A 24,942-nucleotide genomic window follows, 5' to 3' on the forward strand; every position below is an offset into this window, starting at 1 on the left:
TCAGCTGCCGGAATCCAGTTCGATGACGACCGTGACGTCGGTGGGTCGTGCGCCGCACGGCACCGGGTCGGGGCGCTCCAGGGGCACCCGGCGGGCGAGCCCGTCGGCGTCGGCTTCCAACACGATCCCGCGGCTCACGTCACCCGCGTCGATCCGTCAGGACGGTGACACTCCGGTCAGGCTCAAGGGAACCAGGCTGTTTCGGCGCAACGGTCAGGGCACGCATATCGGCCGTCACTCCCTTCACGGTCACGTCGAGGGCGCGAAGTGCTGAGTGAATAGTTGCCGTAACACGGCAAAATCAAACACCGGACGGCGTAGTGGGCGTGTGAGACCCGTCAGCCCCGGGTGACCTTCTCCATGGCACGGCGACGCTCCAGCGCCGCCGGATCGGGATTGGCGACCTGCACCAGCGACGCACCCGCCACGAACACCGACAACAGGTGCTCGATGAGATCGTCGGCGGTGTCCCAGGCCGCGGTGTCGAGCACGCGATCCCGACTGGTGAAACCCTGTGCAGCCGCGGCATTTCGGGCGGCGTCGAGAACGTCGGCGACCGACCTGCCCGCCAGCGCCGGACCGGGGTGACGCTCGGGCACGATCTGATCGCCGTGTACCCGCACCGCGGTCGCGTAGTCGGTCACGCCGATCGGCAGATCCGCGGCGGGCTTGCCGAACGGGTCCAGCGAGAGCACCGCGACCTCACCGCCGCTCACGGTGTCGTCGGCTTCGTCGAGCCGGTCGCGGGTGCACAGGGCGATGTCGGCGGAATCGTCGGAACCACCGTTCAATACCACTTCACTGCCGATCCACCAGGCACCGAACAGCACCGCGGCGGTCTGCCAGTGCGCGGGCAACAGCACCGCGACCCGGGTTCCCGGGCCCGCGCCCAGCTCATCGCGTAACAGGTTGGCGGTCTTGGCCGCCCAGTTGGCCAGTGTCACCGCGGACAATTCGATGCGCTCACCGGTGGCATCGTCGTAGTACGTGATCCGGGGGCCCGCGGGATCGGACGCCAGCAGGGGATCGAGGACGGCCGCGCTGAGGGTGCTCAATTCACACACGCCGGATCATCGGAACCTGCGGTCAGGATGGGCGAAGGCGGCGGCGGCGCGTCACCGGTATCGGTGCTAGCGGTGGAAGCCGAACCAGTGGTGGCCGATTCGGCGTCGAGAGTGGCATCGCGACCGTCGAGACCGGAGCCTGGGCCCGTGTAGTCCGCGGTCAGCACCACGCGCACCGTGCCCGGCGGGACCGAGGCGTCCTCGGTGACCGGAAGTCCGCCGAGATCCTTCGAAACCGCTTGGGCGCCAAGGTCGTCGGTCTTGGCGGCCTGCACCTGACTACCGGAAACCGCACCGCCCTGGTGATTGCCGGTATCGCCCGGTGTGAAGCCCTTGGTGGTCAGCACATGTGACACGGCCGCGGCCAGCCCGTTGATGTCGCTCGCATTGACCACCTGCACGGTGGTCTTGTCCGGCGAATACGCGACCTGTTCGGTCTTGCCCTCACTCTGGTCCTGCAGCAGGCTCGACACCCACTCGTGCACCTGGGCCGGGTCGACGCGAACCACGCTCTGCATGCCGTCGTCGCTCCAGCCGTCCTCTTGCAGGACGGGGATGGTCGCGAACGCCACATTGCCTGCCGCAAGCTTCTGCAGCTGGTCGATGAAATCCATGATGTTCCAACCACTGGACATCACCACCGAGCGTTGCACGGCCTCCTGCAGCTTGCTCAGGGTCGAGGGGCTCGACAGCGTCTTGCCCGAGATCACATCGTGGGCCAGTGCGGCCATCACCGCCTGCTGCCGGGTGACGCGGTCCAGATCGCCGCGCGGAAGGTCGTGGCGCTGCCGCACGAAGCTCAACGCCTGCGGGCCATTGAGCTTCTGCCAGCCGGCCGGGAAATCCGCACCCGAAAGTGGTTCGTCGACGGCATTTTTCAGGCACACGTTGACGCCGCCGAGCGCGTCGGTGATCAATGCGAAGCCCAGCAGCCCGATTTCGGCGTAGTGATCGACCGTGACACCGGTCAGGTTGGCGACCGTCTTGATCAGCTCTTCGCGTCCGGCCTCGACGGCCTGCGGCTCGGCGACGGCGGGATCCTCACCCTGGACCTCGACGAGCTGTTTCATCTTGTCCAGCTTGACGTCGCCGAACACGCCGTTGATCTTCATCTTTCCCCAGCCCGGCGCCTCGACGTAGGAGTCGCGCGGGATGGAGATCGCGGTGGCGGACTTCCCGTTGTTCGGGATGCGTACCAGGATGATCGTGTCGGTGTTGGTCGACACGTCGTCGCCCGCGCGCAACGTCTGCAGTTCCTGTTCGGACAGCGGGTTGCCGTGCGCATCGGTGCGGCTGTCCATCCCGACCAGCAGGATGTCGATCGCACCGTCGTCGCCACCCCCGCCGAGCGCGGCGGAACTGATGTGGTTGATGCCCGATTCGAACGAACGGATCTGGCTCCAGGCCACTCCCGTCCCGAGGACCACGGCGGACGCTGTCGTCACAGCGAGCGCGCGGATGAGGCGGTTAGGCACCTGCCCAGGCTACTTGCGGGGTACGCGTGAGCCGGGTAACGCCGACCGGCGTGCCAGACTCGGCGTATGTCGCAGCGCATTGTCGTCACCGGGGCCGGTGGCATGCTTGGCCGTGTTTTGACTGATCAGGCGCGTCGCGCCGGTCACGAGGTGCTGGCCTTGACGTCGTCGGAATGTGACATCACCGACCGTGAATCGGTGCGTCGGCACGTCGCGGCGGGCGACGTGGTGATCAACTGCGCGGCATACACCCAGGTCGATGCCGCCGAAACCGACGAGGCCCGGGCCTACGAGGTCAACGCGGTCGGCGCGGGCAACATCGCCCAGGTGTGCGCGCAAACCGGCGCCGACCTGGTCCATGTCTCGACCGACTACGTGTTCAACGGGGTGTTCGAGGGGGATCGGCGCCCGTACGAGGTCGACGACGAAACCGGCCCCATCAACGCCTACGGTCGCACCAAACTGGCAGGTGAGCAGGCCGTGCTCGCGGCCAAACCGGATGCCCACGTGGTCCGCACCGCCTGGGTGTACAAGGGCGGCGAGGGCACCGACTTCGTTGCCACCATGCGGCGGCTGGCCGCGGGCGACAAGGTGATCGATGTCGTGGACGACCAGATCGGCTCGCCGACCTATGTGGACGACCTGGCGGCGGCGTTGCTGCAGCTCGCAGGCGGCGGGGTCGATGCACCCGTGCTGCACGCCGTCAACTCCGGGGTGGCCAGCCGTTTCGAGCTCGCGCAGGCCACGTTCGCCGCGGTGGGTGCCGATCCCGAGCGGGTGCGGCCCGTCGGCAGTGACCGGCATCCGCGCCCGGCCACCCGTCCCAACTACACGGCGCTCTCCCAGCAGCGGTCGGTGGCGGCCGGGCTGACCGGGCTGCGGGACTGGCGCGATGCGCTGCTGGCGGCGGTCGGCACCCACGAGGGGAAAACCACGGCCGACAGGAACGGCGTCGCCGGGCAGCTACCCTCTACGCCGTGACACAGGAAGCCCTGCGCCCACTTGTCGTGGTGACGGTGACGTACTCGCCGGGGCCGCACCTGGAGCGATTCTTGGCGTCGCTCTCGCTGGCCACGGACCGTCCCGTCACGGTCGTGATGGCCGACAACGGGTCCGTCGACGGCGCACCGGAAGAGGCCGAACAGCGGTATCCGAACGTGCGGCTGCTGCGGATCGGCGCCAACCTCGGCTATGGCAGCGCGGTCAACCGCGGTGTGGCGGCCTACCACAACGACGACTTCGATCCCGAGTTCTTCGTGGTGGCCAACCCGGATGTGCAGTGGGGTCCCGGTTCGATCGACGTGCTGCTGGATGCCGCGGCGCGCTGGCCCAAGGCAGGCGCGCTCGGCCCGCTGATCCGCGATCCCGACGGTTCGGTGTATCCGTCGGCGCGTCAGCAGCCCAGCCTGGTCCGCGGTGGCATGCACGCCGTCGTCGGACCGTTCTGGAAATCCAACCCGTGGACGGCGACCTACCGGCAGGATCACGAGCAGCCCAGCGAACGCCCGGTCGGATGGTTGTCGGGCTCGTGCCTGTTGCTGCGCCACGCTGCTTTCGATCAGATCAACGGCTTCGACGAGCGCTACTTCATGTATATGGAGGACGTCGACCTGGGAGATCGGCTCGGCCGGATGGGTTGGCAGAACATATACGTGCCTGCTGCCGAGGTTTTGCACTACAAGGGCCATTCGACCGGGCGTGACCCCGCCCGCAATTTGGCCGCCCATCACCGCAGTACCTACACTTTTCTGGCCGATCGGTACCCAGCAACCTGGCAGGCTCCGTTACGGTGGACGATCCGGGGCGCGCTCGCGGTGCGTGCGGGCCTGGTGGTCGGCAGTTCTCGGCGTAAACAGGCGAAAGGGCGGCGTTGAGGTGACCAATCCTGCGGAGGTCGATGCCGTCATCCTGGTCGGCGGGCAAGGTACCCGGCTGCGTCCGCTGACGCTCTCGGCGCCGAAACCCATGCTGCCCACCGCGGGACTGCCCTTTCTGACGCACCTGCTCTCGCGCATCGCCGCGGCCGGGGTCACCCACGTGGTGATGGGCACCTCGTACAAGGCCGAGGTGTTCGAGTCCGAGTTCGGTGACGGATCCAAGCTGGGGCTGCAGATCGACTACGTCACCGAGACCGATGCGCTGGGCACCGGCGGCGCCATCGCCAACGTCGCCGGGCACCTGCGCCACGACACCGCGCTGGTGTTCAACGGTGACGTGCTCTCGGGCGCCGACCTGGGCGCGCTGTTGGAGTCGCACGACAACCACCAGGCCGATGTGACGTTGCATCTGGTTCGCGTCGGGGATCCCCGTGCCTTCGGCTGTGTGCCCACCGACCCCGACGGGGTCGTGACCGCGTTCCTGGAGAAGACGCAGGATCCGCCGACCGATCAGATCAACGCCGGCTGCTACGTGTTCAAGCGGGACGTGATCGACCGCATCCCGAAGGGCCGGGCCCTTTCGGTGGAACGGGAGGTGTTCCCCGGTCTGCTTGCCGACGGGCATCGCGTGTGCGGATACGTCGACGCGTCGTACTGGCGGGACATGGGCACGCCCGAAGATTTCGTCCGCGGTTCGGCTGACCTGGTTCGGGGGATCGCCCCGTCGCCGGCGCTGCACGGCCAGCGCGGCGAGTCCCTGGTGCACGACGGTGCCGGGGTGGCGCCGGGCGCGCTGCTGATCGGCGGCACCGTGGTGGGCCGCGGAGCCGAGATCGGTGCGGGCGCCCGCCTCGACGGCGCAGTGATCTTCGATGGTGTGCGGGTCGAGGCAGGTGCGGTGATCGAACGCTCGATCATCGGCTTCGGGGCCCGCATCGGGCCGCGGGCCCTGATCCGCGACGGCGTCATCGGCGACGGGGCCGACATCGGTGCCCGTTGCGAACTGCTGCGCGGCGCCCGGGTGTGGCCCGGGGTGTCGATTCCCGACGGCGGCCTGCGCTTCTCGACCGACGTCTGAGGCCCCTGGCCTCGCCGAGGCTACGCTTTTTGGCGCGAATCGGCGGACACTGCGACAGAACTCGTCGTTTCGGCGAGGTGACGCAAGCCGAAGTCGGTGCCTGCGGGCAACCCGTCCAACGGCCACCACCGCAGATCCAGAGACTCGTCGCTGCAGGCGATCTCGGCGTCGGCGGGGGCCCGTACCACGAACTGCAGGTCCAGGTGCCGGGTCGGGACGCCCAGTGAGCACGTCACCGGATGTACATGCAGCGCGGCCAGTTCCGGATCGATGGCGAGCCCGGCGATACCCGATTCCTCGGTGGCCTCGCGCAATGCGGCCGAGCGGATGTCGGGGTCGGTGTCCTCGCAGTGCCCGCCGAGTTGCAGCCACCGGCCGAAGCGCGGATGCAGGGTGAGCAGAGTCTGGGTGCCGGTGTGATCGAGCACCAGGGCCGATGCGGTGATATGGCCTGGGACACAAGCCCGTTGACAGGCATCGGGCCGGGCCGCCAAAAACGCCAGCACCGCGTGCCGCAGCGTGTCCTGAGTGGGATCGGTTGTCTGCCAATCTGTGAGAATCTCCACAGCAGACGAGTGCAGACTCATCTCAAGCCGTCTCTCTTCGCGCACGCGCTCATCGCAGAACGAGCAGATCGTCGGTTGCCACCGGCTCACGTGGCGGCTGTGGTTGCTCGGGATAGCCGATGGCGATGGCGCCCAACGGTTCCCAGTCGGCAGGCAGGTCCAGTTCGGTACGTACCAGATCGGCGGCGAAGATCGTGGAACCGATCCAGCAGCTGCCCACATCGCGCACGGCAAGCCCGACGAGCAACGCCTGTACGGCAGCGCCGACCGCCACGGTGAACATGGTGTGCTCGGCCGCGGTGCGGGCGGCGTCGGGGTAGCTGTGGGCGCCGTCGGGAACCATGAAGGGGATGACCAGTTCCGGTGCGGCGTAGAGGATGTCGCCGCGGGCCACGCGGCGTTCGACGGATTCGGCGGACCTGCCGTCGCCGGTCAGGTCGGCGCGCCACCGGTCTTTCATGCGATCGAGCAGGCGCACGCGCGTGTCCCGGTCGCGGACCCAGACGAACCGGACCGGACGAGTGTGGTGCGGTGCCGGCGCGGTCAGTGCCTCTCCGACGGCGGCCTCGATGAGTTCGCCGGGCACGGGTTCGGCCGAAAATCGGCGGACCGATCGGCGCAAGAGTTGAGCCTGCTTGCGTCCCAGGTCAATTGACTCGGCAGTGCCCAGCCAGAACAGATCGTCCTCGCCGGAGCGCAGCAGGGTGCGCGCGGTGGAGCCGTCGTCGGCGAGGTCAAGTCCGCGAACCACCGCCACGGGGATCGCGGTCAGCTTGCCCTTCACCAGATCGGCGGCGGCCGCGATTTCGTCGGCCACGGCGACCTCGGTGACGACGAGCTCGTTGCCGTGCCGGTCCATGGCCCCGGCGTAGCCGTGCAGCACGCTCAAACCCGATGCGCCGATGGCGAAATCGGTCTGGCCGTTGCGCCAGGCGCGGCCCATGGTGTCGGTGATCACCACGGCCACCGTGACGCCGAGTCGGTCACGCAGCGCGTCGCGCAGTACCGCGGCGCTGCCGTCCGGGTCGACGGGGAGCAGGGCCAGTTCGGTGGATCCGACATTGGAACCGTCGACCCCGGCAGCCGCCTGGATCAGCCCGATGGCGTTCTCGGTGATCAGCGTCCGTCCCTTGCGGGCCAGCACCCGGACCGCTTCGCTGTCGATCAACTTGCGCCGCAGCGTATCCCGCTCCTCGGGATCGGCAGGTGCGTCGACGATGCGGCCCTCGCACTTGGAGACCACCTTGCTGGTGACCACCAGCACGTCGCCGTCGCGCAGCCACGGCGCCGCGGCGGCGATCGCACCCGCCAGGTCGTCGCCGGGCCGGAACTCGGGCAGGCCGGGCACCGGCAGGATCTCGACCCGGTCGGCCGAACCGTGCTCGGTGCTCACAGTCGAACCCCCGCGAGATCAAGCCCGGCGCGCACCATTTCGGCGGTGGTCGCGGGATCGGTCATCAATAGCGGTACTGCGCGTACGGCCACGCCCTCGATATCGGCGTGATCGCCGGCGTCCACCAGCCAGCCGTCCAGCAGACCGGTCGCCGACCGCGCCCCGAAATGCCGACCGACGGCTTCAGAGGTGGACTCGACACCGATGATCGACAGGCATTCATCTGCCATGCCACGCAACGGTTTTCCCGCCACGATCGGAGAGTAGCCGATGACCGGCGCCGCCGTGGAGCGAAGTGCGCCGCGGATGCCGCCGATCTGCAGGATCGATCCGATGCTCACGACGGGGTTCGACGGTGCCAGCAACACCGCGTCGGCCTCGGCGATGGCCTCGGCGACACCCGGTGCCGCGGTAGCTTGTTCGGCGCCGACGTACGCGAAGCTGTGCGAGGGCACCTGAGCGCGGTAGCGCACCCACCACTCCTGGAAGTGGATCGCCCGCCGCTCGCCCTCGTGCTCGCCGGGGCCGGGGTCGGTGATCACCACGTGTGTCTCGCAGCGGTCGTCGCTGGCGGGCAGCAGCCGCGCACCGGGTGCCCAACGCTTGCAGAGCGCCTCTGTGACCTGCGACAACGGGTAGCCGGCGCGGAGCATCTGGCTGCGCACCAAGTGGGTGGCGAGGTCGCGGTCGCCCAGGCCGAACCAATCGGGCTGTACGCCATAAGCGGCGAGTTCCTCCTTGGCGTGCCAGGTTTCGTTACGATGCCCCCAGCCCCGCTCGGGGTCGATACCGCCTCCGAGTGTGTACATACACGTGTCGAGGTCGGGGCAGATCCGCACGCCGTACATCCACGCGTCGTCACCGACATTGACGATCGCGGTGAGTTCATGCTCCTGTGTCTGGTTGCCAGAGTCGTCGGCAAAGGCGCCGAGTCGCAACAGATTCTGGACGCCCAGCAAAAACCGAGCGCCGCCGACGCCGCCGACCAAAACGGTGATCTTCACAACGCTCGACATTAGGCGCAGAGGGGTCTCGCATGGAAACGACGGCGTCACGACCAGGACACGCCGATGTTGCGACGCGCCGAATTGATATCACGGGATGGTATGAATTCCCGCCGATCCGCTTGACCCTGGCAGCTAACACGTGTGTAATCACAGCAGTGTCATTTCCCGGTTAGCGACTGATTCCGGTGTTGCAACCCGAGATTCGATCAAATGTTCGAATGAAATGGCCTATATCACAATAGTGGGGCTCCACTGTGGATCTACGAGACCGAGTGAGGAGGCGGGGGATATGTCTTATGAGAGCGGCGATTTCGATCGTGTTGTCCGGTTTGACAGCCGGCTACTCGGCTCGGTAGACAACGCACCGCACATCAACACCGGGCCGACACCGATGGGGGCAACCGGACGTCCTCAACTGAGTTTGGTTCCCGATCAAATTGATGTTGATCCGGCAACTGAAGATGACCAATGGCAGGAACGTGCATTGTGCGCGCAGACTGATCCTGAGGCATTCTTCCCGGAAAAGGGCGGGTCTACCCGTGAGGCCAAACGCATCTGCCAGGGCTGCGAAGTCAAGGATGCGTGCCTCGATTATGCGCTGGCGCATGACGAACGCTTCGGGATCTGGGGCGGGCTGTCGGAGCGCGAGCGTCGTCGGCTCAAGCGCGGCATTATCTGAAGCTCTGCGCGAAGCGCTTCAGAAAGCACTCTGAGCCGCTTTGCGAAGCGCTCATGGCGTTCTGAGGCGCTTCGCGCGAGTGTCCGGTGCGGGTTGTCATCGCACCAGCGGCACTCAGTCGTCGTCGATCGAAGGATCGATGACCGACGGTTCTACCCCCAGATAGGTGGCCACCTGAGCCACCAGAATTTCATGCAACAGCTCCGCGAGGTCGTCGGCACTCTTGGCCCGGCGCTCGATCGGCTTGCGAAACAACACAATTCGGGCCCGGGTGGTATTTCCCCGGACATCTACCCCCGCCGGTATCAACCGGGCCAACGCAATCGGACCATCCGCGATGACTTCCGGCGGCCACTGCACCGTCTCCGGATCCCGAGGTGACATGCGCGGGATCTCATCGACAGCGATGTCAAGCACACTGACCCGAGAAGCCCACCGCCGCTCGATCGGCTCGTAGGCCTCCAGCACTGCCATGTCGAAGCGTTCGGCGCGGCTGCGCCAGCCGGGAACCGAGCGGGGAAGCAGCGGCCCGCGGACATCGCGACCGCGACGCGATCGCCAAAGGTTCCGCTGAGCCACGCAGGAGATCGTAACGGTTCGAGATCGGCCGCTCGGCGGCTGCGCGTGTCCGAACCCGTCCAGCGACCGTGCAAGATAATCTCTGGTGCGTGAATGTTCCCCGTCGCTGCTGCCGGCCCGGGTGCCCGCACTATGCCGTGGCGACGCTGACCTTCGTCTACTCCGACTCGACAGCCGTCGTCGGACCGCTCGCCACCGTTTCCGAACCGCATTCCTGGGACCTGTGCGTCGGGCATGCCAGCCGGATCACCGCACCGCGCGGCTGGGAGCTGGTACGCCACGCGGGGCCGTTGCCGACGCACCCGGATGAAGACGATCTGGTGGCGCTCGCGGACGCGGTGCGTGAGGGGCACGACGGCGCCGTGATGAGCGGTGGAGTGACGGCAGGTTTCTCCGATCCCGCCACCGGTGTCACCGGCGGTGCCGTGATGGCACCGGCGGTGCGTCGGCCCGAACAGAACGGGAGACGCCGGGGTCATCTGAGGGTGTTGCCTGACCTCGACGATTAGACAACTGTTAAGGCAGCGTGGTGGGCTCAAGCTAGTGCCCGTGTGGTCGTCTTTCGGCGGTTAGGCTGGCGCCAACGATCCCGTTTGCAAGGAGTTCCTAATGTCTCGGCCAGCTGCTGCTGTTCAGCGTGTCATCAAGGCGTATGACGTACGTGGTTTGGTCGGCTCGGAGCTCGACGAGCACCTCGTTGCCGAGGTGGGTGGGGCGTTCGCCCGGCTGGTTCGCGCTGAGGGCGCGTCCCAGGTCGTCGTCGGACACGATATGCGCGCGAGCTCGCCCGAGCTGGTCGCGGCGTTTGCCGAAGGGGTGCTGGCCCAGGGCCTCGACGTCGTCCGGATCGGGCTGGCCTCCACCGATCAGCTCTACTTCGCCTCCGGTCTGCTGGACTGCCCGGGAGCGATGTTCACCGCAAGCCATAATCCGGCCGCATACAACGGCATCAAACTGTGCCGCGCCGGGGCCAAGCCCGTCGGCAAGGACACCGGGCTCGCAACCATCTCTGATGAGGTGATCGCCGGGGTGCCCGCGTTCGACGGCGCGGCGGGAACCATCACCGACCGCGACGTGCTCGCCGAGTACGGCGAGTTCCTGCGGTCGCTGGTGGACCTGAGCGGGATGCGGCCGCTGCGCATCGCGGTCGACGCGGGCAACGGCATGGCCGGGCACACCACGCCTGCGGTACTCGGCCCGATCGCCGGGGCCACCGTGCTGCCGCTCTTCTTCGAGCTCGACGGCACCTTCCCGAACCACGAGGCCAATCCGCTGGACCCGGCGAACCTGGTCGATCTGCAGGCCCACGTCCTGGCGACCGGCGCCGACATCGGCCTGGCCTTCGACGGCGACGCCGACCGGTGTTTCGTCGTCGACGAACTCGGCCGTCCGGTCTCGCCGTCGGCGGTGACCGCACTGGTGGCGGGGCGCGAGCTCGGCCGCGAGATCGGCGCGACCATCATCCACAACCTGATCACCTCGCGGGCCGTTCCGGAATTGGTCGTCGAACGCGGCGGCACACCCGTGCGGTCGCGGGTCGGACATTCCTACATCAAGGCACTGATGGCCGACACGGGCGCGATCTTCGGCGGCGAGCATTCGGCGCACTACTACTTCCGTGACTTCTGGGGCGCCGATTCCGGCATGCTCGCGGCCATGCACGTGCTGGCCGCGCTCGGCGAGCAGGACCGCCCGCTTTCGGAGCTGATGGCCGACTACCAACGCTACGAGTCCTCCGGTGAGATCAACTTCACCGTCAGTGATGCCGCCAAATGCGTCGATGCGGTGCTGGAGAGCTATGGCTCAGGTATCCAGAGCATCGACCACCTCGACGGCGTCACCGTGGACCTCGGCGAGGGCAGCTGGTTCAACCTGCGCACGTCCAACACCGAACCGCTGCTGCGACTCAACGTGGAGGCCCGCACCAGAGAGGACGTCGACGCGATCGTGAAGACCGTGGCCGACCGGATCAGCACGGTGAGTGAGGCGGCGAGGTGAACGCCGTCGATTCGACGGTGGACCTCGACGACGGCGACGGTCTGCTCGCCGCCGACCGCAACGGTCTGCTGCGGGCCGCGGCGATGGCCGGTGCGCAGGTGCGTGCCACCGCCGCGGCGCTGGCCGAAGGCGTGCTGGAGCCGCTGAGGTCAGACCTACCGCCGCGCACCGTGGTGTGGGTGGCCGGTCGCGGGGTCGCGCACAGTGCCGGCACCATGCTGGCCGCTGCGCTCGGTGGATCCGTGGCCGCCCCGATCGTCATCGCGGCGGAGGCACCGCCGTGGATCGGCGCCCTGGACGTGGTGATCGTGGCGGGCGACGATCCGGGGGACCCGGCGCTGGTGAATGCCGCGGCCACCGCGGTTCGCCGCGGTGCGAGGGTTCTGGTGGTGGCACCGCAGGAGGGTCCGCTGCGCGACGTGACTGCAGGTCGCGCCGTGGCGCTGCCCGCGCGCCTGTGGGTGCCCGACGACTTCGGGCTCACCCGCTATCTGGCCGCCGGGCTGGCGGCTCTGCATGTGGTGGATCCCGGTACGCGAGTGGATCTCTCGGCGTTGGCCGACGAGTTGGACGCCGAGGCTTTGCGCAACGGTACGGCGCGGGAGCTGTTCACCAACCCTGCCAAGACGCTCGCCGAGCGGATGTCCGGCGCCGACGTGGTGCTGGCAGGAGACACTGCGGCCACGCTGGCGCTGGCCCGCCACGGTGCGGATGTCATGTTGCGACTGGCCGGGGAGGCGACGGCCGCGGCGGGCCTGGGTGATGTGCTGGCCGCCGTTGCCAACCGCGCGGCCGACCGCAGGGAGCCCGAGCGGTCCCTGTTCCACGATGAGCAGATCGACGGACCGCTGCCCCGCCGGCTACGGACATTTGTTCTCACCACGGACACCGAACGGCCCGCGGTGTCCGCGCGTATCGCCGGGTTCGACGACATCACGGCGATCGGTGCCGAAGACGTACCCGACGCGGGCCCGGCCATCCCGGTCGGGCGGGCGGAACAACAATTGGCGATCCTCGCCGTGCGGTTGGAGATGACGGCCGTCTATCTGAAACTGGTTCGAGGTTAAGCGAGTGCATCTGCTACGGGGAGCGGTGCGGACCTATGCCTGGGGTTCGCGGACCGCCATTGCCGATTTCACCGGAAGGCCAAGCCCCACAACTCATCCGGAGGCCGAACTGTGGTTCGGCGCGCATCCGGGCGACCCTGCGTGGCTGCAGACCGAACACGGTGAGGAGTCGTTGCTCCAAGCCGTCGCCGAGGATCCGGAGGGTCAGCTCGGCGCGACGACTATCGGACGCTTCGGCGATACGCTGCCCTTCCTGGTCAAGGTGTTGGCCGCCGGGGAACCACTGTCCCTGCAAGCACATCCGAGCGCCCAGCAGGCCCGCGAGGGCTACGACCGCGAGAACCGCCTCGAGATACCCATCTCGGCGCCGACCCGCAATTACCGCGACCGCAGCCACAAACCCGAATTGCTCGTCGCGCTCGAACAATTCGACGCGCTGGCAGGATTCCGCCCGGTGGCGCAGACAGTCGAACTGATGCGGGCATTGGCGGTCTCCGACCTCGACCCGTACATCAACCTGCTGTCCGACCAGTCCGACGCCGACGGACTGCGGGCCTTGTTCACCACCTGGATCACCGCTCCGCAACCCGACCTCGACGTCCTGGTGCCCGCGGTGTTGGACGGCGCGATCAACTACATCCGTTCGGGGCAAAAGACTTTCGCCGCCGAAGCCAAGACGGTGCTGGAGCTCGGTGAACGCTACCCGGGCGATGCGGGCGTGCTGGCGGCGTTGCTGCTCAACCGGATCAGCTTGCAGGCGGGCGAGGGCATGTACATCGCCGCAGGCAGTCTGCATGCCTACCTACACGGCATCGGGGTCGAGGTGATGGCCAACTCCGACAACGTGTTGCGTGGCGGCCTCACCCCCAAACACGTCGACGTTCCCGAATTGCTGCGGGTGCTGAATTTCACACCGACCCCGCAGGAGGAGTTGCGTCCCAAGATCATCAAGGACGGACGCGAACGGATCTACCAGACGCCGGCTTCGGAGTTCGCCGTCTCGGTTCTGGAAGTCGACGGGGATCAGCTCGGCCACGAGATCGACGCGCCGTGCCGGCACGATGGCCCGCAGGTGCTGCTGTGCACCGAGGGTGCCGCGGTGCTGCACGCCAAGAGTGGCACGTTGACGCTGGAACGCGGATCTGCGGCCTGGGTACCTGCCGACGACGGGCCGATCCGGCTGACCGCCCAGCAGCCGACCCACCTGTTCCGGGTCACGGTCGGGCTGTAGCCACCCGACCGGCTCGTCACTCGGTCGAAGCGCTGAGCGTGGGCTCGGTGCGTTCGACGGCCGGTCCCACTGCCGTGTCCACGGCGGCAGGGGCGCCGCCGGTGCGCGCCTGGTGCCGCTCGGCCCGCATCAGCCGCAGGTTGTTGCGAATGGCGCGCCCGACAAGTCGTGGGGTTGGCAGCAACCACAGGCTGTCGAGCAGGCTCGTGCGCCGCAAGAACCACTCGGCGAGCACCGGGTCGGTCTCCGCGGCGCCGACGAACTGTTTGAACAAGCCGAACACCGGTCCGTACCACCATGGACGCGAACCTTGCGCGCCATGCTCCTCGAGATCGGCGACCGCGTTCATCAGCCACACGGGGAACGTGGTTTTCGCGGTTGCCCGGGCCAGCCGACCTGCCAGATCCTGCGTTCCGCCGTCGAGGACGGCACGCAGATTGCTTGCCTGCAGCGCCGACATCGTCACGCCCTGCCCGAACGTCGGGTTGAGGCTGGCGACCGCGTCGCCGAAGGGGATGATCCCGCCCGGCAACTCGGGCAGTTTGTCGTAGCGTCGCCACTTGGCGGTGGGGTAGCGGTGGAAGTTCATCTCGCCCACCGGTTCACCTTCACGCAGTGCGGCACTGATGTGTGACGGCAGCACGGTATCGGCCAGCGTGCAGATGCCGGCGAAGTCCCGCGGCGGCTCGGCCTTGCCGACACCGAACGCCGTCACGATCCAGATGCCGTCCTCGTGGAACAACATGCCGATGCCCCGCGGCCGGTCGAGCGCGGCGCCGACTACCACCATCTTCTCGGTGATCAAGCCCTCGGGGATGTGGACCCGCTGCGATGCGTAGGTGACCCCGACCTGGACGGCGTCCTCCCTCGGCTTGCCGTACCCCCACTGTTCGAACCAGAGCGGCAGGCGGCTACCGCGGCCGGAGGCGTCGACCACCAGGTCGGCCGCGACGGTCTGGCCGTCATCGAGCACGACGCCCGTGACGGCCCCGGCCGCGGCGTCGAACTGCGGATTGGAGACCACTCGCCGTTGCACGTCGACCGATGGGATGGCGAGCACGCGCTTGCGGATCTGCCATTCGAGGTGCCCACGGCTCGGCAGATACGCGGTGAACTTGCCTTCCAGATCCTGCCTGCCGGTGCCCAGCACATAACCCGCCGCGGAGAAGTGGATCGACTCGGGCTGGTTGCGCACCACCGGCACGCCTGCGGCGGCCATGTCGGCGAGCAGCCCGGGAAAAACCGACTCCAGTTCCTGCGCGCCGCGGGCCATCAGGAGATGGACGTGCTGACCCTGCGGTATGGCACTGCGATTGACCGGTTCGTCGGGCAGTTCGTCACGTTCGTAAATCGTGACGTGATCAAAGTGATCGGATAGCACCCGGGCAGCGCACAGGCCTGCAATGCTGCCACCGATGACAACTGCATGGCGGGAACGGGACTGAAGATTACGACGCATCGGTGTCGACAGTAATGGATTCAATCCCCGGATCGGGTCAAGTATGAGAGGTGGCGTCAATTATGAGCTCACGGTGGCGGACCAAGTCCGTCGAACAGTCGATTGCTGACACCGACGAGCCGTCGACGCGGTTACGTAAAGACCTGACCTGGTGGGATCTGACCGTATTCGGCGTCTCGGTGGTGATCGGGGCCGGCATCTTCACCATCACCGCGTCGACCGCGGGAAGCCTCACCGGTCCCGCGATTTCGATTTCTTTCGTCATCGCCGCAATCGCATGCGGATTGGCTGCGTTGTGCTATGCCGAGTTCGCCTCGACCCTCCCGGTCGCCGGCAGCGCGTATACGTTTTCCTATGCCACCTTCGGTGAATTCATTGCCTGGGTGATCGGCTGGGATCTGATCCTGGAGTTCGCGGTGGCGGCGGCCGTGGTAGCCAAAGGGTGGTCCAGTTACCTCGGAACAGTGTTCGGATTCGGCGGCGGCACGCTCAGCATCGGCGGGTTCGAAGTGGACTGGGGTGCGCTGCTGATCGTCGCGGTGGTGACGCTGCTGCTGGCGCGCGGCACCAAACTGTCGGCGGAAGTGAGCCTGGTGATCACCGTCATCAAGGTCTCGGTGGTGTTGCTGGTGGTCGTCGTCGGCGCGTTCTACATCAAGCCGCAGAATTACTCGCCGTTCATCCCGCCCGCCGAGGCCGGTACCGGCGGAAGCGGTGCCGACCAGTCGCTGTTCTCGTTGATCAGCGGCGCCACGGGCAGTCACTTCGGCTGGTACGGCGTGCTGGCGGGCGCCTCCATCGTGTTCTTCGCGTTCATCGGCTTCGACATCGTCGCGACCACCGCGGAGGAGACCAAGAACCCGCAGCGCGACGTGCCGCGGGGCATCCTCGGCTCGCTGGCCATCGTGACGGTGCTCTATGTGGCTGTGGCCATCGTGCTCTCGGGCATGGTGTCCTACCGGGAGCTGCGCGGCTCGGACGGCCACTCGGCCAACCTCGCGACGGCGTTCGCGGCCAACGGCGTGCACTGGGCCGCCAAGGTCATCTCGATCGGGGCGCTGGCCGGCCTCACCACGGTGGTGATCGTGCTGATGCTCGGGCAGACCCGGGTGCTGTTCGCGATGTCGCGGGACGGACTCATGCCGCGCCGGTTGGCCAGGACCAGCCCGCAGGGCACGCCGGTGCGCATCACGGTGATCGTCGGCGTGCTGGTCGCCATCGCCGCATCGGTCTTCCCGATGGGCAAGCTCGAGGAGATGGTGAACATCGGCACGCTGTTCGCCTTCGTACTGGTCTCGGCCGGGGTCATCGTGCTGCGGCGGACCCGTCCGGACCTGCCGCGCGGATTCCGGACGCCGTTGGTGCCGCTGCTGCCCATCGCCGCGATCGCGGCGTGCGGATGGCTGATGCTCAACCTGACCGGGCTCACCTGGATCCGGTTCCTGATCTGGATGGCCATCGGGCTCGTGGTGTACGCGCTGTACGGCCGCAGGCATTCGGTGCTGGGTCAGCGGGAGTCCGCCGCCGCGGGATAGTCCGTCGCCGGGCGCCCGGCATCCACGTGAAAAGCGATATCGCCTGCGATATCGCTTTTCTTTTGCGTGCCCAACGATAGTCGTGGTTTACAAACGCGCATAAAATGTCTAGACAGACGACATATGGCCATCTATAGTCAAGTCATTGCAGTGATCGCTCTCACACAAGGAGGTATGACGTGGCGATAGACAGCTCAGCCCTTTCCAGCGGCGCGGACGTCGCGGACGTGCAATGGCGAGACAAGAAGCGGTACCTGTGGCTCATGGGCCTGATCGCCCCGACCGCACTGTTCGTGATGCTGCCCATCGTGTGGGCGCTCAACCAGGCGGGGTGGCACACGGCGGCGCAGGTGCCACTGTGGATCGGCCCCATCCTGCTGTACGTGCTGTTGCCTGTGCTGGATCTGCGGTTCGGTCCCGACGGTCAGAACCCGCCCGACGAGGTGATGGAGCGGCTGGAGAACGACAAGTACTACCGGTATTGCACCTACGTCTACATCCCGTTCCAGTACGCGAGCGTGATCCTGGGTGCATATCTGTTCACCGCGTCGAACCTGAGCTGGCTCGGATTCGAAGGTGGCCTGGGTTGGCTGGGCAAGATCGGCGTGGCGTTGTCGGTCGGGGTGCTCGGAGGGGTGGGCATCAACACCGCACACGAGATGGGGCACAAGCGCGACTCGCTGGAGCGCTGGCTGTCGAAGATCACGCTGGCGCAGACGTTCTACGGCCACTTCTACATCGAGCACAACCGCGGTCACCACGTGCGGGTCGCCACTCCCGAGGATCCGGCGTCGGCCCGGTTCGGGGAGACGTTCTGGGAGTTCTTGCCGCGCAGCGTGTTCGGCAGCCTGCGCTCGTCGTGGGAGCTGGAGGCCCAGCGGCTGCGCCGGCTCGACAAGTCGCCGTGGCACTGGTCCAACGACGTGCTCAACGCGTGGGCCATGTCGGTGGTGTTCTTCGGAATCCTGATCGCGGTGTTCGGTCCGGCGCTCATCCCGTTCGTCGTCATCCAGGCCATCTACGGGTTCAGCCTGCTGGAGTCGGTGAACTACCTGGAGCACTACGGTCTGCTGCGACAGAAGACGCCCAGCGGGCGTTACGAGCGCTGCGCGCCGGTGCACAGCTGGAACTCCGACCACATCGTGACCAACCTGTTCCTGTACCACCTGCAGCGGCACAGCGATCACCACGCCAACCCGACGCGGCGGTACCAGACCCTGCGCAGCATCGATGGCGCGCCGAATCTGCCCAGTGGCTACGCGACCCTGATCGGGCTGACCTACCTGCCGCCGCTGTGGCGCAGGTTGATGGATCACCGCGTGCTGGAGCACTACGACGGCGACATCACGCGGGTGAACATCCAGCCGCGGCTGCGGGAGAAGGTGCTCGCACGGTACGGAGTAGCACAGTGAGCGCCTACGAATGCCCCGGCTGCGGATACGTCTACGACGAGGCCAAGGGCGCGCCGCGCGAAGGGTTTCCGGCAGGCACACCGTGGGACCAGGTGCCCGACGACTGGTGCTGCCCGGACTGTGCCGTGCGGGAGAAGATCGATTTCGAAGCGACAGGAGTCACACAATGAGCGAGCCGTACAAGCTGTTCGTCTGCGTGCAGTGCGGATTCGAGTACGACGAGGAGAAGGGCTGGCCCGAGGACGGCATCGCCCCGGGCACCCGCTGGGACGACATCCCCGACGACTGGAGCTGCCCGGACTGCGGTGCGGCCAAGTCCGACTTCGAGATGGTGGAGATCGCCCGACCGTGACCGCGGCGCGGATCAGCACGACGGGAAGTGCGGGAAGCCCGATTGCGACGCCGCGAGCGATTAGAGTCGCGCGTGTGAGTCGACCGAGTGACAAGCAGCGCATCCCGTACGCCGAGGCGTCCCGGGTGCTGCTGCGCGACTCGATCCTCGACGGCATGCGTGAGCTGCTGCTGACCCGGGACTGGTCGGCGATCACGCTGTCGCACGTGGCCACCGCGGCCGGCATCAGCCGTCAGACCATCTACAACGAGTTCGGGTCGCGGCAGGGGCTGGCCGAGGGGTACGCGATGCGGCTCGCCGACAGGTTGGTGGACGCGGTGGACGAGGCCATCAACCACAACGTCGGCGAGGTGCATGCGGCGTTCCTGGAGGGGTTCCGGGCGTTCTTCGCCGAGTCGGCCGCCGATCCGCTGGTGATCTCGCTGCTCACCGGGGCGTCCAAACCCGACCTGCTGCAGATCATCACCACCGGCAGCGGGCCCATCATCAGCCGGTGCTCGGACCGGCTGACGGGGACCTTCCAGAACAGCTGGATGAAGGCGAGCGACCAGGACGCCGGCGTGTTGGCGCGCGCGATCGTGCGACTGGCGATGAGTTACGTGTCCATGCCGCCCGAGGCCGATCATGATGTGGCCGGTGACCTGGCCCGACTCATGACGCCATTCGCCGAGCGCTACGGTGTGATAGATACCCCTTAGCTGTCAGAGCGCCGCCGCTGTACGCATGAGCGCCTGTCCCGCGAGCCCGCAGGCTAGAGGTATCTGCATGTGGCGTCGCCGTCGGGTACGCCCGTGCGCCGGCAAGCAATCACGACTGAAAGAGGGCTCTACATGACCGAGTTGAAGGCCGACAGCCTTAACGGCATCGACTTCAAGGTTGCTGACCTGTCGCTGGCCGACTTCGGCCGCAAGGAAATTCGCCTGGCCGAACACGAGATGCCCGGCCTGATGGCGCTGCGCCGCGAGTACGCCGACGTGGCGCCGCTCAAGGGTGCACGCATCTCCGGCTCGCTGCACATGACCGTACAGACCGCGGTGCTGATCGAGACGCTCGTTGCGCTCGGTGCCGAGGTTCGGTGGGCGTCGTGCAACATCTTCTCCACCCAGGATCACGCTGCCGCGGCCGTCGTCGTCGGCCCGCACGGCACCGAGGAGGCGCCCAAGGGTGTGCCGGTCTTCGCGTGGAAGGGCGAGTCGCTCGAGGAGTACTGGTGGGCCGCCGAGCAGATGCTCACCTGGGAAGGCGAACCCGCCAACATGATTCTCGACGACGGTGGTGACGCCACCATGATGGTGCTGCGCGGCGCGCAATACGAGAAGGCCGGTGTGGTGCCCCCCGCCGAGGACGACGACCCCGCGGAGTGGAAAGTCTTCCTGTCGGTGTTGCGCAAGACCTTCGAGACCGACAAGACCAAGTGGAGCAAGATCGCGGAGTCGGTCAAGGGCGTCACCGAAGAGACCACCACCGGTGTGTTGCGGCTGTACCAGTTCGAGGCCGCCGGTGAGCTGCCGTTCCCGGCGATCAACGTCAACGACTCGGTCACCAAGAGCAAGTTCGACAACAAGTACGGCACGCGGCACTCGCTCATCGACGGCATCAACCGCGGCACCGATGTGCTCATCGGTGGCAAGAAGGTGCTGATCTGCGGCTACGGCGACGTGGGTAAGGGTTGCGCGGAATCGCTTGCGGGCCAGGGCGCCCGGGTGTCGGTCACCGAGATCGACCCCATCAACGCACTGCAGGCGCTGATGGACGGCTTCGACGTCGTCACGGTCGAGGAGGGGATCGGTAGCGCCGACATCGTCGTCACCGCCACCGGCAACAAGGACATCATCACCCTCGACCACATGAAGGCGATGAAGGACCAGGCCATCCTCGGCAACATCGGCCACTTCGACAACGAGATCGACATGGCCGCCCTTGAGCGCTCAGATGCCAAGCGGCTCAACATCAAACCGCAGGTCGATCAGTGGACGTTCGACAACGGCAAGTCGATCATCATCCTTTCGGAAGGTCGTCTGCTGAACCTGGGCAACGCGACCGGGCACCCCTCGTTCGTGATGAGCAACAGCTTCTCCAACCAGGTGATCGCCCAGATCGAGCTGTGGACCAAGAACGACGAGTACGACAACGCCGTGTACCGGTTGGCCAAGCATCTCGACGAGAAGGTGGCCCGCATCCACGTCGAGGCACTCGGTGGCACGCTGACCAAGCTCACCAAGGAGCAGGCCGAGTACATCAATGTCGACGTCGAAGGCCCCTACAAGCCGGAGCACTACCGCTACTGAGGTAGTCCGAAGTCGATACGAAATCGCCCAAACCCGTGCGGGTTTGGGCGATTTTGTCGGTGGGGTCCGGTGCCGCGGTGGCACCCGGGAACCCGGTGGCGCCGAACCCGATTGCGTAACCCGGGTTCGGGCCGATAGAGTGACGCGCGGCACACTTCGAGGTTGAGGTGGCTCACAACTCAAGACGCCGTTGAGGCGCGGCGGGAGAGTCCCACCCCCATCCAGTGGGCGGGCGCCGCAGGAGCAAATCCTCCCCGGGAATCTCTCAGGCAATCGATACCGCCGCGACTAGGCACCTCTGGAAAGCAGTCAACCGCTACCGGTTTGGCTCACCGAAGGGGCAAGCGGACCGTCGCGCGATTCAGTCGGCGGTACGTGAAAACTCTCAGGTCCAATGGACAGAGTCGGGGAGGCGCCCTAGTCCGCGCTCTCCATCGCGCCTGATCCCAGAGGATGTTGTGACCCAATCCAATGATCTGACTGTTCCAGTAGCGCAACCAACTCTCTCGCCCGGTGAGCCGCAGCTCTCGCGCCAGCTCTCCAACCGCCATATCCAGCTCATCGCCATCGGTGGCGCGATCGGCACCGGGCTGTTCATGGGCTCGGGCAAGACCATCAGTCTGGCCGGCCCGTCGGTGATCTTCGTGTACATGATCATCGGCTTCATGCTCTTCTTCGTCATGCGGGCGATGGGCGAGCTGTTGCTGTCCGACCTGCACTACAAATCGTTCGCCGATTTCGCCGCGGATCTGCTCGGCCCGTGGGCCGGGTTCTTCACCGGCTGGACGTACTGGTTCTGCTGGATCGTCACCGGTGTCGCCGACGTCGTCGCGATCTCCGGCTATGTCACCTACTGGTGGCCGCACCTGCCGCTGTGGATACCCGCCCTGGTGACCGTCGGCGTGCTGATCGGGCTGAACCTGCCGACCGTGCGCGCGTTCGGGGAAACCGAATTCTGGTTCGCCCTGATCAAAATCGTCGCGATCGGGGCGTTGATCGTCGTGGGCCTGGTGATGGTGATAAACCACTTCCAGGCGCCGGGCGGGGCGCATGCCAGCTTCGCCAACCTGTGGAATGACGGCGGCTTCTTCCCCACGGGCCCAATGGGATTCGTGGCCGGGTTCCAGATCGCCACGTTCGCGTTCGTCGGCATCGAACTCGTGGGCACCACCGCGGCCGAGGCCAAGAACCCCGAGAAGAACCTGCCGAAGGCCATCAACTCGATCCCGGTGCGCGTGATGCTGTTCTACGTCGCCGCGCTGGCCGTCATCATCTCGGTCACACCGTGGCGTGAGATCAGCGCCGACCGCAGCCCGTTCGTCGCCATGTTCAGCCTCGCCGGGCTGGGCATCGCCGCGTCGGTGATCAATTTCGTGGTGCTCACCTCGGCCACCTCATCGGCCAACTCCGGCATCTACTCGACCTCGCGAATGGTCTACGGCCTGGCTCAAGAGGGCGATGCGCCAACCCGATTCGGCAAACTGACCTCGCGACGGGTGCCTGCCAACGCGTTGTTCCTGTCCGGGGTGTTCCTGCTCTCCGGTGTGGTGATGGTCGCCGTCGGTGACTCGATCATCGAGGCGTTCACCATCGTCACCACCATCTCGTCGCTGTGCTTCATCTTCGTCTGGACCATCATCCTGACGAGCTACCTGGTGTATCGCCGGCGTCGGCCGCACCTGCACGAGGCGTCGAAGTTCAAGATGCCCGGCGGCATCGCGATGTGCTACGTCGTGCTGGCGTTCTTCGTGTTCCTGGTCTGGGCGTTCACCCAGAAGCCCGACACGCTGCACGCGCTGCTCGTCACGCCGGTGTGGTTCATCGTGCTCGGCATCGCCTGGGCGGTGCTGCGGCGTCGGCCCACGCACGTCGCTCGCGAAGCCAAGTTCCGCGCTGAACTGAACGACACCGCGGCCGACTGACGGTGCGGCAGGCCGGCGGTGTCCGACAGCGACACCGCCGGCCATGCGCGGCGGTCACGAACCGGCGCAGCGATACGCTCGCTGGGTGCCCAACGCGATCCGTGCCGTCATCGCCGTCCTGGTCAGCACCGCGCTGGTCCTGACCGGCTGCACCACCGGGCACGATGCGGACACGCAGCGTCCGTTCCCCGCTGCGGTGGGACGGGGCCCGTGCGAAGTGACGACCGAACACGACGTACCGGCCTCGATGCGCGACGGCACCGTCTTGCGCGCCGACGTCTACCGTCCCAAGACCTCCGACGCGGTACCGGTCATCCTGATGCGTACCCAGTACGGCAAGTCGGCGGCACAGACGGACGTGGACCGCTTCGAGCCGCCCGATTGGTTCGCGTCGCACTGTTATCTGGTTGTGGTGCAGGATATTCGGGGTCAGGGCAACTCGGGCGGCGTGTTCAGTGAGTTCACCCACGACATGGACGACGGTTACGACTCGGTGGAATGGGCGGCCGCCCTGCCGGGTTCGAACGGCAAGGTCGGCATGTACGGGTCGTCCTACGTAGGGGCCACCCAGTGGCTGGCGGCGGTGACCACGCCACCGCACCTGGTGACCATCGTCCCCGCGAACACCGCATCGGACTACTACGACGGCTGGAACTACGAGGGCGGGGAATTCCGGTTGGGGTTCGTGCTGCCGTGGGCGATCGAGGACATCGCCACCACCGCCGCTATCAACCGCGATGACAAGCAGGCCGTGGCGCAGCTGAACGCCGCAGCCGCGGACCCGACCCGATGGCTGAATTTCCGTCCGTTCAAAGACCTTCCACCGATGCAGCCGGCCAACCCTGTGGTCGCGCCGTGGTATTTCGACTGGATCCGGCACAGCACCCGTGACGACTTCTGGCGCCGGTTCAGCATCAGAGACCGTTACCCCGCGGTGAAGATCCCCGTGCTGCACGTCGAGGGCTGGTACGACGCCTTCCTGGCCGGCGGCATCGAGAACTTCACCGGGATGACGGCCCACGGCGGCAGCGATCTGGCGCGGACCAACCAGCGGCTGGTCATCGGACCATGGGACCACGTCGGTTGGGGCAGAACCGACTCCGTGGCAGCGCCGATGCTCAAGGACATCGGGCCGGTGGCCAACAGCCCCATCAACGAACTCCAACTCGCCTGGTATGACCACTTTCTCAAGGGTCAGGGCAACGATGTGGCCGGCTCGCCCCGCGTCGACTACTTCCTGATGGGCGCCAACGTTTGGAAGACGGCACCGAATTGGCCGCTGCCGCAAACACATTGGGCCAACTGGTATCTCTCCGGCTCCGGCGGGCTGGCCGAGAGGGAGGGGGAACTTACGGCCCAGCCGCCGGCCGCGCAACCGCCCGACACCTATCTCTACGATCCGGCCTTTCCCGCGCCCAGCCTCGGCGGACACTCCTGCTGCGGGGCGACGAAGAGCCAGCAGGGGCCCTACGACCAGACTCCGGTCGAGCAACGCTCCGACGTGCTGGTGTACAGCTCGGCGCCGCTGACCAAGGACACCGAGGTCACCGGCCCGGTCACGGTGACGCTGTGGGCCCAGTCCACGGCTGCCGACACCGACTTCACCGCGAAACTCCTCGTCGTCAAACCTGACGGGCAGGCGGTCAACCTCAACAACGGCATCCTGCGCACACCGTTTCGCGATTCGCTGTCCGACCCGACGCCGACGACGCCGGGGCAGCCCTACCAGTACCGGATCCAGGTCTGGCCCACGAGCTATCTGTTCCGGGCGGGCGACCGCATCCGGTTGGAGGTCTCCAGCAGCGACTACCCGCAGTTCGCACCCAATCCCAACACCGGGGCACCGTTCGGGCAAGACACCAGGACCCAGCAGGCCACCCAGACCGTCCTGCACGATCCGGCCCATCCGTCGTCGATCACTCTGCCGGTCATCGGCTGAGACCCGCGGGGAACAATCCGG

At 66.7% G+C, this 24,942-nt stretch carries 24 protein-coding genes and 1 riboswitch; of the genes, 16 read left to right on the forward strand and 8 right to left on the reverse strand.

Features of this window, described 5'->3' with window-relative positions; translation table 11 throughout:
- From RMCB_RS36150 to RMCB_RS29425, 3 genes are all read right to left on the reverse strand, one after another.
- Positions 1–138 (reverse strand): hypothetical protein, encoded by a 138-nt coding sequence (locus RMCB_RS36150; protein ID WP_165606343.1) that lies wholly within the window; start codon positions 136–138, stop codon positions 1–3.
- A gap of 200 nt (positions 139–338) precedes the next feature.
- A complete protein-coding gene (locus RMCB_RS29420; protein ID WP_062831569.1) occupies positions 339–1,064 on the reverse strand; it encodes a TIGR03089 family protein in 726 nt (241 codons plus the stop codon).
- Positions 1,052–2,539 (reverse strand): LCP family protein, encoded by a 1,488-nt coding sequence (locus RMCB_RS29425; RefSeq protein ID WP_062831570.1) that lies wholly within the window; start codon positions 2,537–2,539, stop codon positions 1,052–1,054. Before RMCB_RS29425 ends, RMCB_RS29420 begins: the two co-directional genes overlap by 13 nt.
- A gap of 66 nt (positions 2,540–2,605) precedes the next feature.
- Between RMCB_RS29425 and rfbD the strand changes: the two genes are divergently transcribed.
- Genes rfbD through manB form a run of 3 tightly spaced genes read left to right on the forward strand, consistent with a single transcriptional unit; the run spans position 2,606 to position 5,494 of the window.
- A complete protein-coding gene (gene rfbD, locus RMCB_RS29430) occupies positions 2,606–3,520 on the forward strand; it encodes a dTDP-4-dehydrorhamnose reductase (protein WP_062831571.1) in 915 nt (304 codons plus the stop codon).
- The gene (locus tag RMCB_RS29435; protein ID WP_062831572.1) at positions 3,517–4,413 is read left to right on the forward strand and encodes a glycosyltransferase family 2 protein; all 897 of its coding nucleotides are present in this window, start codon (positions 3,517–3,519) and stop codon (positions 4,411–4,413) included. The genes rfbD and RMCB_RS29435 overlap by 4 nt, the downstream gene beginning before the upstream one ends.
- A gap of 1 nt (position 4,414) precedes the next feature.
- Positions 4,415–5,494 carry a mannose-1-phosphate guanylyltransferase ManB gene (gene manB, locus RMCB_RS29440; RefSeq protein WP_029367820.1) on the forward strand — a complete coding sequence of 360 codons (1,080 nt, stop codon included), beginning with the start codon at positions 4,415–4,417 and terminating at the stop codon, positions 5,492–5,494.
- Between the two features lie 20 nt (positions 5,495–5,514).
- Here manB and RMCB_RS29445 read toward each other — a convergent pair whose 3' ends face one another.
- The 3 genes from RMCB_RS29445 to cofD are packed head-to-tail and all read right to left on the reverse strand — an operon-like array spanning position 5,515 to position 8,457.
- A complete protein-coding gene (locus RMCB_RS29445; protein WP_062831573.1) occupies positions 5,515–6,081 on the reverse strand; it encodes an NUDIX hydrolase in 567 nt (188 codons plus the stop codon).
- Positions 6,082–6,109: 28 nt separating this feature from the next.
- Entirely contained in the window at positions 6,110–7,453 is a 1,344-nt protein-coding gene (locus tag RMCB_RS29450) for a coenzyme F420-0:L-glutamate ligase (RefSeq protein ID WP_062831574.1), read from the reverse strand.
- Entirely contained in the window at positions 7,450–8,457 is a 1,008-nt protein-coding gene (gene cofD / locus RMCB_RS29455) for a 2-phospho-L-lactate transferase (RefSeq protein ID WP_062831684.1), read from the reverse strand. The genes RMCB_RS29450 and cofD overlap by 4 nt, the downstream gene beginning before the upstream one ends.
- Positions 8,458–8,749: 292 nt before the next feature.
- Here cofD and RMCB_RS29460 point away from each other — a divergent pair, with 292 nt between their 5' ends.
- A complete protein-coding gene (locus tag RMCB_RS29460; protein ID WP_062831685.1) occupies positions 8,750–9,139 on the forward strand; it encodes a WhiB family transcriptional regulator in 390 nt (129 codons plus the stop codon).
- A 114-nt stretch (positions 9,140–9,253) separates the two neighbouring features.
- Here the strand turns inward: RMCB_RS29460 and RMCB_RS29465 are convergent, their stop codons facing one another.
- Positions 9,254–9,718 (reverse strand): metallopeptidase family protein, encoded by a 465-nt coding sequence (locus RMCB_RS29465; RefSeq protein WP_062831575.1) that lies wholly within the window; start codon positions 9,716–9,718, stop codon positions 9,254–9,256.
- Between the two features lie 89 nt (positions 9,719–9,807).
- Here RMCB_RS29465 and RMCB_RS29470 point away from each other — a divergent pair, with 89 nt between their 5' ends.
- From RMCB_RS29470 to manA, 4 genes are all read left to right on the forward strand, one after another.
- Positions 9,808–10,227: a DUF3499 domain-containing protein gene (locus RMCB_RS29470; RefSeq protein WP_036423026.1), complete on the forward strand. Its 420-nt coding sequence runs from the start codon at positions 9,808–9,810 to the stop codon at positions 10,225–10,227.
- A 100-nt stretch (positions 10,228–10,327) separates the two neighbouring features.
- Positions 10,328–11,716, forward strand: a complete 1,389-nt coding sequence (locus RMCB_RS29475; RefSeq protein ID WP_029367829.1) for a phosphomannomutase/phosphoglucomutase — start codon at positions 10,328–10,330, stop codon at positions 11,714–11,716.
- The gene (locus tag RMCB_RS29480) at positions 11,713–12,783 is read left to right on the forward strand and encodes a hypothetical protein (RefSeq protein ID WP_029367830.1); all 1,071 of its coding nucleotides are present in this window, start codon (positions 11,713–11,715) and stop codon (positions 12,781–12,783) included. The genes RMCB_RS29475 and RMCB_RS29480 overlap by 4 nt, the downstream gene beginning before the upstream one ends.
- A gap of 4 nt (positions 12,784–12,787) precedes the next feature.
- Complete coding sequence (gene manA, locus RMCB_RS29485; RefSeq protein WP_029367832.1) at positions 12,788–14,014, forward strand: mannose-6-phosphate isomerase, class I; 1,227 nt, start codon at positions 12,788–12,790, stop codon at positions 14,012–14,014.
- A 16-nt stretch (positions 14,015–14,030) separates the two neighbouring features.
- On the opposite strand, the gene RMCB_RS29490 is transcribed toward manA, so the two are convergent.
- Entirely contained in the window at positions 14,031–15,473 is a 1,443-nt protein-coding gene (locus tag RMCB_RS29490; RefSeq protein ID WP_029367834.1) for an FAD-dependent oxidoreductase, read from the reverse strand.
- A gap of 62 nt (positions 15,474–15,535) precedes the next feature.
- Here RMCB_RS29490 and RMCB_RS29495 point away from each other — a divergent pair, with 62 nt between their 5' ends.
- The 8 genes from RMCB_RS29495 to RMCB_RS29530 all read left to right on the forward strand — a co-directional run bounded on the left by RMCB_RS29495 (position 15,536) and on the right by RMCB_RS29530 (position 24,921).
- Positions 15,536–17,008, forward strand: coding sequence for an amino acid permease (locus RMCB_RS29495; RefSeq protein ID WP_062831576.1), 1,473 nt, complete (start codon positions 15,536–15,538; stop codon positions 17,006–17,008).
- 263 nt (positions 17,009–17,271) lie between these two features.
- Positions 17,272–18,420: an alkane 1-monooxygenase gene (locus RMCB_RS29500; RefSeq protein WP_234792292.1), complete on the forward strand. Its 1,149-nt coding sequence runs from the start codon at positions 17,272–17,274 to the stop codon at positions 18,418–18,420.
- On the forward strand, positions 18,417–18,590 hold the full coding sequence (locus RMCB_RS29505; RefSeq protein ID WP_062831577.1) for a rubredoxin: 174 nt from the start codon (positions 18,417–18,419) through the stop codon (positions 18,588–18,590). Before RMCB_RS29500 ends, RMCB_RS29505 begins: the two co-directional genes overlap by 4 nt.
- Positions 18,587–18,772, forward strand: a complete 186-nt coding sequence (locus RMCB_RS29510; protein WP_029367840.1) for a rubredoxin — start codon at positions 18,587–18,589, stop codon at positions 18,770–18,772. Before RMCB_RS29505 ends, RMCB_RS29510 begins: the two co-directional genes overlap by 4 nt.
- A 74-nt stretch (positions 18,773–18,846) precedes the next feature.
- Entirely contained in the window at positions 18,847–19,470 is a 624-nt protein-coding gene (alkX, locus tag RMCB_RS29515; protein ID WP_029367841.1) for a TetR family transcriptional regulator AlkX, read from the forward strand.
- Between the two features lie 132 nt (positions 19,471–19,602).
- Positions 19,603–21,060, forward strand: coding sequence for an adenosylhomocysteinase (gene ahcY, locus RMCB_RS29520; protein ID WP_029367842.1), 1,458 nt, complete (start codon positions 19,603–19,605; stop codon positions 21,058–21,060).
- A 191-nt stretch (positions 21,061–21,251) separates the two neighbouring features.
- A riboswitch (glycine riboswitch) is annotated at positions 21,252–21,352 on the forward strand.
- 166 nt (positions 21,353–21,518) lie between these two features.
- On the forward strand, positions 21,519–22,982 hold the full coding sequence (gene cycA / locus RMCB_RS29525) for a D-serine/D-alanine/glycine transporter (RefSeq protein WP_407662151.1): 1,464 nt from the start codon (positions 21,519–21,521) through the stop codon (positions 22,980–22,982).
- An 85-nt stretch (positions 22,983–23,067) separates the two neighbouring features.
- A complete protein-coding gene (locus RMCB_RS29530; RefSeq protein WP_062831688.1) occupies positions 23,068–24,921 on the forward strand; it encodes a CocE/NonD family hydrolase in 1,854 nt (617 codons plus the stop codon).
- The last annotated feature ends 21 nt before the right edge of the window (positions 24,922–24,942 follow it).

Source organism: Mycolicibacterium brisbanense (assembly GCF_001570425.1).
In the GTDB taxonomy this organism is placed as follows: Bacteria; Actinomycetota; Actinomycetes; order Mycobacteriales; family Mycobacteriaceae; genus Mycobacterium; species Mycobacterium brisbanense.

Coding starts and splice junctions, on each gene's coding strand:
- RMCB_RS29475 (WP_029367829.1), top strand. CDS start 10,328: ATGTCTCGGCCAGCTGCTGCTGTTCAGCGTGTCATCAAGGCGTATGAC.
- rfbD (WP_062831571.1), top strand. CDS start 2,606: ATGTCGCAGCGCATTGTCGTCACCGGGGCCGGTGGCATGCTTGGCCGT.
- RMCB_RS29490 (WP_029367834.1), bottom strand. CDS start 15,473: ATGCGTCGTAATCTTCAGTCCCGTTCCCGCCATGCAGTTGTCATCGGT.
- ahcY (WP_029367842.1), top strand. CDS start 19,603: ATGACCGAGTTGAAGGCCGACAGCCTTAACGGCATCGACTTCAAGGTT.
- RMCB_RS29445 (WP_062831573.1), bottom strand. CDS start 6,081: ATGAGTCTGCACTCGTCTGCTGTGGAGATTCTCACAGATTGGCAGACA.
- RMCB_RS29495 (WP_062831576.1), top strand. CDS start 15,536: ATGAGCTCACGGTGGCGGACCAAGTCCGTCGAACAGTCGATTGCTGAC.
- RMCB_RS29500 (WP_234792292.1), top strand. CDS start 17,272: ATGGGCCTGATCGCCCCGACCGCACTGTTCGTGATGCTGCCCATCGTG.
- RMCB_RS29510 (WP_029367840.1), top strand. CDS start 18,587: ATGAGCGAGCCGTACAAGCTGTTCGTCTGCGTGCAGTGCGGATTCGAG.
- RMCB_RS29460 (WP_062831685.1), top strand. CDS start 8,750: ATGTCTTATGAGAGCGGCGATTTCGATCGTGTTGTCCGGTTTGACAGC.